Here is a 7187-nt window from a genome sequence, read left to right as displayed (position 1 = left end):
ACGAGATCCGGCGCGTCATCGACGAGCACCTGTCCACCGGGCTCCGCGGCCCGGCCGCCGACACGGAGATCGCCGCCACCCTGGACGTGCTCAGGGCGATGCTGCCCGACCTGGCGAACTTCGGCACCGAACCCGGCGGACCCGGCCAGCCTGGCGAACCCGTCGAGCTCGGCGGGCCCGGACCTGGGCGGCCCGGCGGCGGGGCACCCGACGGCGAACTGGACGAGGACGTGCGCCGGGTGCGGGACCGGCTGCGCGCCACCCCCTCGCTCACTCCCGGGCAACTGCGAGCGAGGGGCGGCGACCCCGACGCGCCCGGCCTGCTGCGGCTGCCCGGCCCCGGCGGCGTCACCTTCCCGTCGTTCCAGTTCGGCCCGGACGGCGCGGAGCTGCCCGCCGTACGCGCCGTCAACCTGATCCTGTCCGCCGGCCGCGACCCGTGGGGGGCCGCCCACTGGTGGCTGCGGGGCAACGCGCTGCTCGGCGACGTCCCCGCGCGCCTGCTCGCCGGCCGGCCCGGCGACGTGATCGAGGCCGCGCAGGCCCTTCGAGAGGAGTACTGAGGTGCCGGCGCAGGAACCCCCGGACAAGCACGCCGCCCCCGCCCACCGCCTGCTGCTCCCCGCCGGGACGCAGCTCTGGCGGGTACACCGGCGGGAGTACCCGTGCGACTCGTTCACCCCGGGCCGCGACGACCCCGGCCGGTCCGGCGGCCGCTTCGACGGCGCCGCCGCCGACCGGTACGACCACTGCTACCTCGCGTACGAGCAGAGCACCGCGCTGGCCGAATGCCTGCTCCGCTCGGTCGCGTTCGACGACGAGGGCCCCCGCGAGATCTCCTTCGCCCAGCTGGAGGGGCGGCGGCTGTCCCTGGTCGAGACCACCCGGGAGCTGCCGCTCATCTCGCTGGCGAGCACGCCCGCGCTGGCCGCGGTGGCCCAGGACGAGTGGCTGATCCAGGCGGAGCCGCCCGAGTACCCGCTCACCCGGCGGTGGGCGCACTGGATGCGCGGCCACGACACGGGCGCGGCGGGACTCGACTGGATCTCCCGCAGGGACCTGCCCAAACGCAGCGTCATCCTGTTCCGGGACCGCTGCCCCGACCCGCCGCTGGCGCCCACCCCGCTCCACGTCGAGCTGGACGACACGGCCGGGCTGGCCTGGCTGGACGTGGTGCTGCGGCCGTACCGGGCGCGGGTGCTCCTACGGTGATCCCGGCTCGACGCCGTCCGCGCGTAATCGGGCCAGCACGTCGGCGGTGAGCTCCCCCCGGTAGGCGAGGCGGCAGGCGCGGGCGGCCGGGCTGACCTCGACGATCACCAGGCCGGCCTGGGCGGCGGCCTCGGTGACGTGGCGGGTGAGCTCGCGGTGGTCCAGGTGCTCCTCCAGGGCCTTCTCCAGGGAGGGCGCCGAACCGGCCAGCCGTACGGCGCCGTGGGCGGCCTCCTGGAAGCGGCCCGCGGCCAGGTGGGCGGCGAGCAGGTCGCGCACCTCCTGGGCGGCCTCCCGGCCGGGCAGTTCGACGGCCAGGGCGTCGGCCTCGGTGAGGATCGCCGTCAGCGCCTCGCCGGCCTCCTGGGCGCTGTCCCTGGCCTCGGCCAGCAGGGCGGTCCGCCGGGCCACCAGGGTGAGGTGGTCGCCGACCAGCTCGTTCAGGCGGGCGTACCCGAACCGGAACGTGCGGGTGTCGGCCACTCCGGCGCGTACGGCGGCCAGCTGGTCGGCCACCGCCTGGGCGCCGTCGGCGTCCAGGGCCTCCCGGTCGTCCCACTCCGCCAGGCGGGTCTCCACCAGGGACAGGGCCGCCAGGCGCTCGTCCTCGGCCAGCGCCGCGGCCAGCCCGGCCCGGACGGCCTCCAGGCGGCGGGCGGCGGCGACCAGGTCGATGTGCACGGCGTCCGCGTCGGCCTGGTTGGAGACCCGGGCCAGCCGGGTGCCGAGCACGGCCAGCGTGCGCAGCACCCCCTGCCGCTCGTCCTCGGCCGTGCCGCTCACCCGGATGCCGGCCAGCGCCTCCGTACGGCGGGCCAGCGCGACCAGCCGGGCGGACAGCCGCTCCCGCTCCCGCGCCAGCCGGGAGGCGTGCGCGGCGGCCCTGGCGCGGCGGCGGTCCTCCTCCTGGCGGCGGCGCTCCTCGATCCTGCGGCGGCGCTCGCCGTCGAACGCAATGGCACGTTCCCCGGCCAGCGCCACATCCACGTACCTGGGATTTCCTGACATTCGGGACCCCCTCGCCGAGGCCGAATCATGGGATTTAGAAGTGGTCGAGAAGTTCGGGGAATCGGGTCAGCCGGAGCACGCCCTGATCGTGCGGGTCCAGTTCGGCGTGTTCCAGGACCCAGGTGTGCTCGTGCGGGATGAAGACCGCGTTCATCCCGGCCTGCCTGGCCGGGCCGATGTCGGATTTCGGGGAGTTGCCGATCATCCAGGTGGACGGCAGCGCCAGGGAGTGTTCCCGGGCGAGCCATTCGTACACCTCCACCCCCTTCTCCGGAACAATATGGATATTTCCGAAAAATCGGGCGAGTTGTGAGGCGTCTAGTTTGCGTTGCTGTTCGGCGGGGTCGCCCTTGGTGAGCAGGAGCAGGCGGTGGCGGGCGCCGAGGTCGGCCAGGGTGTCCGCGACGCCCGGGATCAGCTCGATCTCGCCCCTGATCAGCCGGACGGCCAGCTCCTCGATCCGCCGCTTCTCCTCGGCCGTGGCGGGGCGCTCGTTCAGATGCTCCAGGCACTCGGCGAGGCTGCGCAGGAAGACCTTGCTGCCGTAGCCGTGGGCGACCGCGTTGGCCCGTTCGATGTCGTCCAGGATCGCCCTGATCTCGGGCTTGGCCAGGGTGGGATGGGCCAGCCAGTCGAAGAAGTCGTCGATGACCCGCTCGAACAGGATGTTGTTCTCCCACAGGGTGTCATCCGCATCGAAGATGAGCACCTGTCCGTCCCGCCGCACATCCGCCCCCAATAACGTTGGATACCTCTAATTAAGCACTACTTGCCGGTTCGCTCATGGAGAAGCAGCAACGCGTATGCCGCGATCGAGCAGGAATCGCGGAAGCTCCCGTCGTGGATCATGCGCTCCAGCTCCGCCCGGGGCACCCAGGTCTGGGTCATGTCCTGCTCGGACGCCTCCCGCCTGGCCGGACCGGGGGTCAGGCCGGTGGCGAGGTAGACGTGGAAGCCCTGGGTGATGGTCCCGTGCGCGTTGTCCAGCCGGCCCAGCGACTCCAGCCGCGCCGCGGTGAGACCGGTCTCCTCGGCCAGTTCGGTGCGCGCCTCGTCGGCGCGGTCCCGCGCGGGGGCCGCCCCCTGCGGGAAGCTCCACGACCGGCGCCCGATCGGGTACCGGTACTCTTGCACGAGGTGGAACCCGTCCCGTTCCCTCGGGATGACCAGGACGAAGTCCGGCTTGTCCACGTAGCCGTAGAGGCCGGGCGAACCGTCCGGCCGTTCGATCTCGTCCTCTCGCACGGTCATCCAGGCGTTGGCGTACACCACTCGTGAGGAGATCGTCCGGATCACCGCTTCGGTCATGAGGTCCGATCCTACTCAGTGGTGATTGTTGCGGCGCGGAATAAGTTGCCGTGTCCCTTTGCTGTCCGGGCTGGTGTCACGAGCCGGATCGTTCTTGAATCTCTCGTTGAAACGTCTTTTGGATCACTAGTCGTCAGGATGGTGGGCAGGATGCAGTTCGGAGTCTTCTCGGTGGGCGACGTGACGCCGGACCCGACCGACGGGAGCGTGCCGAGCGAGCACGAGCGGATCAAGGCGATGGTGGCGATCGCGCTGAAGGCCGAGGAGGTCGGGCTGGACGTCTTCGCGACCGGCGAGCACCACAACCCGCCGTTCGTGCCGTCCTCGCCGACGACCATGCTGGGCTTCATCGCGGCCAGGACCGAGAGGCTGATCCTGTCCACCGCGACGACCCTGATCACGACCAACGACCCGGTCAAGATCGCCGAGGACTACGCGATGCTCCAGCACCTGGCCGACGGCCGGGTGGACCTGATGCTGGGCCGCGGCAACACCGGGCCCGTGTACCCGTGGTTCGGCCAGGACATCCGGATGGGCATCCCGCTGGCCGTCGAGAACTACGCCCTCCTGCACGAACTGTGGCGCACCGACGTGGTCGACTGGGAAGGCCGTTTCCGTACGCCCCTGCAAGGTTTCACCTCCACTCCGCGCCCGCTGGACGGCGTGCCCCCCTTCGTCTGGCACGGCTCCATCCGCAGCCCGGAGATCGCCGAGCAGGCCGCGTACTACGGCGACGGCTTCTTCGCCAACAACATCTTCTGGCCGAAGGAGCACTTCATCCGCCTGATCAGCCTGTACCGCGAGCGGTACGCCCACTACGGCCACGGCACGCCCGAGCAGGCGTACGTGGGACTCGGCGGCCAGGTGTTCATGCGCAAGAACTCCCAGGACGCGGTCCGCGAGTTCCGCCCCTACTTCGACAAGGCCCCCGTGTACGGCAACGGCCCCTCGCTGGAGGAGTTCACCGAGCAGACGCCGCTCACCGTGGGCAGCCCGCAGGAGGTCATCGACAGGACGCTCGCCTTCCGCGAGCACTTCGGCGACTACCAGCGGCAGCTGTTCCTGATGGACCACGCGGGCCTGCCGCTGAAGACGGTCCTGGAGCAGCTGGACATCCTCGGCGAGGAGGTCATCCCCGTGCTGCGCCGCGAGTTCGCCGTGAACCGCCCCGCCGACGTGCCCGGCGGGCCGACCCACGCGTCCCAGGTCGCCCGCGCCGCCGCGGTCGCCGTCTGATCCCCGTACGCGTCCCGCGAGCAGGAAGGACATCGATGCTCCCCTACCAGCTGGTGGTCGTGACCGCCGGTCTGAGCAAGCCCTCCTCCACCCGGCTGCTGGGTGACCGCCTGGCCGAGGCGGCCCGGCAGGACCTGGCCGCCGAGCGCCCGGCCGAGGTCCGCGTGATCGAGCTCCGCGACCTGGCCGTGGACATCGCCAAGAACATGGTGACCGGCTTCCCCTCCCCCGCCCTGGCCGAGGCCCTGGACGCGGTGGCGGGGGCCGACGCCCTGATCGCGGTGAGCCCGATCTTCACGGCGTCGTACAGCGGGCTGTTCAAGTCGTTCTTCGACGTGCTCGGCAACACCGCCCTGGAGGGCAAGCCCGTGCTGATCGCGGCGACCGGCGGCACGGCACGGCACTCGCTGGCCCTGGAGCACGCGCTCCGCCCGATGTTCGCCTACCTGCGCGCGACGGTCGTCCCGACCGCCGTCTACGCCGCGTCCGAGGACTGGGCCTCCACCGGCGACTCGGCGCTGTCCGCGCGCGTCGGCAGGGCCGCGGGCGAGCTGGCCGCCCTGCTGCGCCACCGCCCGGCCCCCGCCGCGCCCTCCCGGGACACGGTCGTGCCCTTCGCCGAACAGCTGGCCGCGCTGCGCCCGGCGTGACGCGGATCAGAGGCCGTCGAAGGGCTCGGCGTAGCGGAACCCGCCCTTCATCGACGGCCGGTACGCGCTGAGCGTCCGCACCTGGAAGTACGCGCCCCAGGCCGGATCGGGCGGCTCGACGCCGTGGTCGGTGGCGGCGCGGAAGCCGTACCGGCCGTAGTAGGCGGGGTTGCCGAGCAGTGCCACCAGGGGTTCGCCGAGCGCGTCGGCGGCCCCCAGGACGGCGTGCATCAGCGCGAGCCCGACGCCCTGCCGCTGCCGGTCGGGCCGCACGCTGAGCGGCCCGAGCCCGAGCGCGGGCGTGTCCCCGACGTGTCCGCGCGTGCAGACGACGTGCCCGACGACCTCACCGCCGTCCGCGACGGCCACCATCGACAGGGCGGGCAGCCAGCCCGCGTCGGCCCTGAGCCGGTCCACCAGCGGAGCCTCGATCGGCTCGGGCGTCTCCGGCGTGGCGAAGGCCGCGGCCACCACGGCCCGGATGTCCGCCACGTCGGCGGGTGTCTCACGTCGCACGATCACGGCCACAGTCTGGGCCGCCGCCGTGTCGTGCCGCAACGCGATTTATGGCGCGATGACCAGGCGTTCGATCGACGCGCCGCGCAGCGCGAACCGGTAGCGCAGATCGACGGTGCCGCCGGGGAAGTTCCCCTCGAGGTGCTGCGTCGCGACGTAGTCCGCCGCCCCGAGCCGCTCCGCGCCGATGAGCTCCACGGTGTAGGTGTACTCACTCGCCGCCCGGTTCAGCCACCGTTCGATCTCCGCGACGCCCTGGTAGGTCTTGCCGTCGTCGGTCACCTCCGCGTCCTCGGTGAACGCCGTGATCGCGGTGGCGGCGTCGCGGACGCGGTGCGCCGCCAGGTACCGGGTGACGACCTCGGGCAGCTCGTCCGTGGCGATGGTCCGGTTGTGCATGTGGGGTCCTCTCAGACGGTGGGGGTGGTGCCCCCGTCGATGACGTGGTCGGCGCCGGTGATGGCGGAAGCCCGGTCGGAGACGAGGAAGGCGACCAGCTCGGCGACTTCCTCGGGCCGGTTGGGACGGCCCAGGGGAATGCCGCCCAGGGAGTCCATGAGCTTGTCCAGGGCCGCCTCGTGGGTGCCGCCCGCCTCTTCGGCGATCCTGGCGACCAGGCGGTCGGCGGCGGCGGTCCGCACGAAGCCGGGCGAGACGGTGTTGACCCGGACCCCGCGCGGGGCGACCTCGTTGGCCAGGCCCTTGCTGTAGGTCGTCAGCGCCGCCTTGGCGGCCGCGTACGCCAGGGTGCCGTTCCACAGCGGCATGCGCCGCTGGATCGAGGCGACGTGCACGATCGCCCCGCCGCCCGCCTCGATCATGCCGGGCAGCAGCGCCCGGTCCAGGCGGACGGCGGCCAGGAGGTTGGTGCTCAGCTCCCTGGCCCAGTCCTCGTCGGTGAGCGCCGCGAACCCGCCGGCGGGCGACCCGGAGCCGCCGAGATTGTCGACCAGGATGTCGACCCCGCCCACGCGGTCCGCCACTTCGGCGGCCACGCGGGCGGCGCCTTCCGCGGTGGACAGATCCGCGGCGATGAACGTCTTGTCGTCGGTGCCGGTTTCAGGGTGGCCGCGGGCGGCCACGAGCACGGTCGCGCCAGACTGGCGGAGGCGGCGGGCGATGGCCGCGCCGGTGCCCTTCGTCCCGCCGGTGACCAGCGCGCGCCGGCCGTCCAGGGATTCGCTGGTGATGGTCACACGATCTTCCGTTCCCCGGGTGCGGGCACGCGAGGTCCCCGAGCCAGGTGAGTGCTAGAAT

9 protein-coding genes and 1 pseudogene are annotated in these 7187 nt (G+C 72.5%); 4 read left to right on the top strand and 6 right to left on the bottom strand.

Going from position 1 to position 7187, the window contains the following annotated elements; genetic code table 11:
• Together Aph01nite_RS29855 and Aph01nite_RS29850 are read left to right on the top strand one after the other, a co-directional pair.
• A pseudogene (locus Aph01nite_RS29855) lies at positions 1-563 on the top strand (hypothetical protein); the annotation flags it as partial.
• A gap of 1 nt (position 564) precedes the next feature.
• Positions 565-1212 carry an RES family NAD+ phosphorylase gene (locus Aph01nite_RS29850; protein ID WP_204044360.1) on the top strand — a complete coding sequence of 216 codons (648 nt, stop codon included), beginning with the start codon at positions 565-567 and terminating at the stop codon, positions 1210-1212.
• Here the strand turns inward: Aph01nite_RS29850 and Aph01nite_RS29845 are convergent.
• From Aph01nite_RS29845 to Aph01nite_RS29835, 3 genes are read right to left on the bottom strand one after another with little or no spacing between them, the layout of a single operon-like run.
• Positions 1204-2220 carry a hypothetical protein gene (locus Aph01nite_RS29845; RefSeq protein ID WP_204044359.1) on the bottom strand — a complete coding sequence of 339 codons (1017 nt, stop codon included), beginning with the start codon at positions 2218-2220 and terminating at the stop codon, positions 1204-1206. The genes Aph01nite_RS29850 and Aph01nite_RS29845 overlap by 9 nt on opposite strands.
• A gap of 34 nt (positions 2221-2254) precedes the next feature.
• Positions 2255-2929 carry an HAD family hydrolase gene (locus tag Aph01nite_RS29840; protein ID WP_239162085.1) on the bottom strand — a complete coding sequence of 225 codons (675 nt, stop codon included), beginning with the start codon at positions 2927-2929 and terminating at the stop codon, positions 2255-2257.
• A gap of 56 nt (positions 2930-2985) precedes the next feature.
• Positions 2986-3528 (bottom strand): NUDIX domain-containing protein, encoded by a 543-nt coding sequence (locus Aph01nite_RS29835; RefSeq protein WP_204044357.1) that lies wholly within the window; start codon positions 3526-3528, stop codon positions 2986-2988.
• A 150-nt stretch (positions 3529-3678) separates the two neighbouring features.
• On the opposite strand from Aph01nite_RS29835, the gene Aph01nite_RS29830 reads away from it, so the two are divergent.
• Positions 3679-4764: an LLM class flavin-dependent oxidoreductase gene (locus tag Aph01nite_RS29830; protein ID WP_204044356.1), complete on the top strand. Its 1086-nt coding sequence runs from the start codon at positions 3679-3681 to the stop codon at positions 4762-4764.
• 35 nt (positions 4765-4799) lie between these two features.
• Positions 4800-5414 (top strand): FMN reductase, encoded by a 615-nt coding sequence (locus tag Aph01nite_RS29825; RefSeq protein WP_204044355.1) that lies wholly within the window; start codon positions 4800-4802, stop codon positions 5412-5414.
• A 6-nt stretch (positions 5415-5420) separates the two neighbouring features.
• Here Aph01nite_RS29825 and Aph01nite_RS29820 read toward each other — a convergent pair whose 3' ends face one another.
• The 3 genes from Aph01nite_RS29820 to Aph01nite_RS29810 are packed head-to-tail and all read right to left on the bottom strand — an operon-like array spanning position 5421 to position 7126.
• Positions 5421-5936, bottom strand: a complete 516-nt coding sequence (locus Aph01nite_RS29820; RefSeq protein ID WP_204044354.1) for a GNAT family N-acetyltransferase — start codon at positions 5934-5936, stop codon at positions 5421-5423.
• Between the two features lie 42 nt (positions 5937-5978).
• The gene (locus Aph01nite_RS29815; RefSeq protein ID WP_239162084.1) at positions 5979-6329 is read right to left on the bottom strand and encodes a nuclear transport factor 2-like protein; all 351 of its coding nucleotides are present in this window, start codon (positions 6327-6329) and stop codon (positions 5979-5981) included.
• Positions 6330-6340: 11 nt separating this feature from the next.
• Positions 6341-7126, bottom strand: a complete 786-nt coding sequence (locus Aph01nite_RS29810; RefSeq protein WP_204044353.1) for an SDR family oxidoreductase — start codon at positions 7124-7126, stop codon at positions 6341-6343.
• Positions 7127-7187 lie beyond the last annotated feature (61 nt).

It is taken from the genome of Acrocarpospora phusangensis (assembly GCF_016862995.1).
Taxonomy (GTDB): Bacteria; Actinomycetota; Actinomycetes; order Streptosporangiales; family Streptosporangiaceae; genus Acrocarpospora; species Acrocarpospora phusangensis.
The sequence above is the reverse complement of the archived record's forward strand: the minus strand, read 5'-3'. Positions and strand labels throughout refer to the sequence as shown.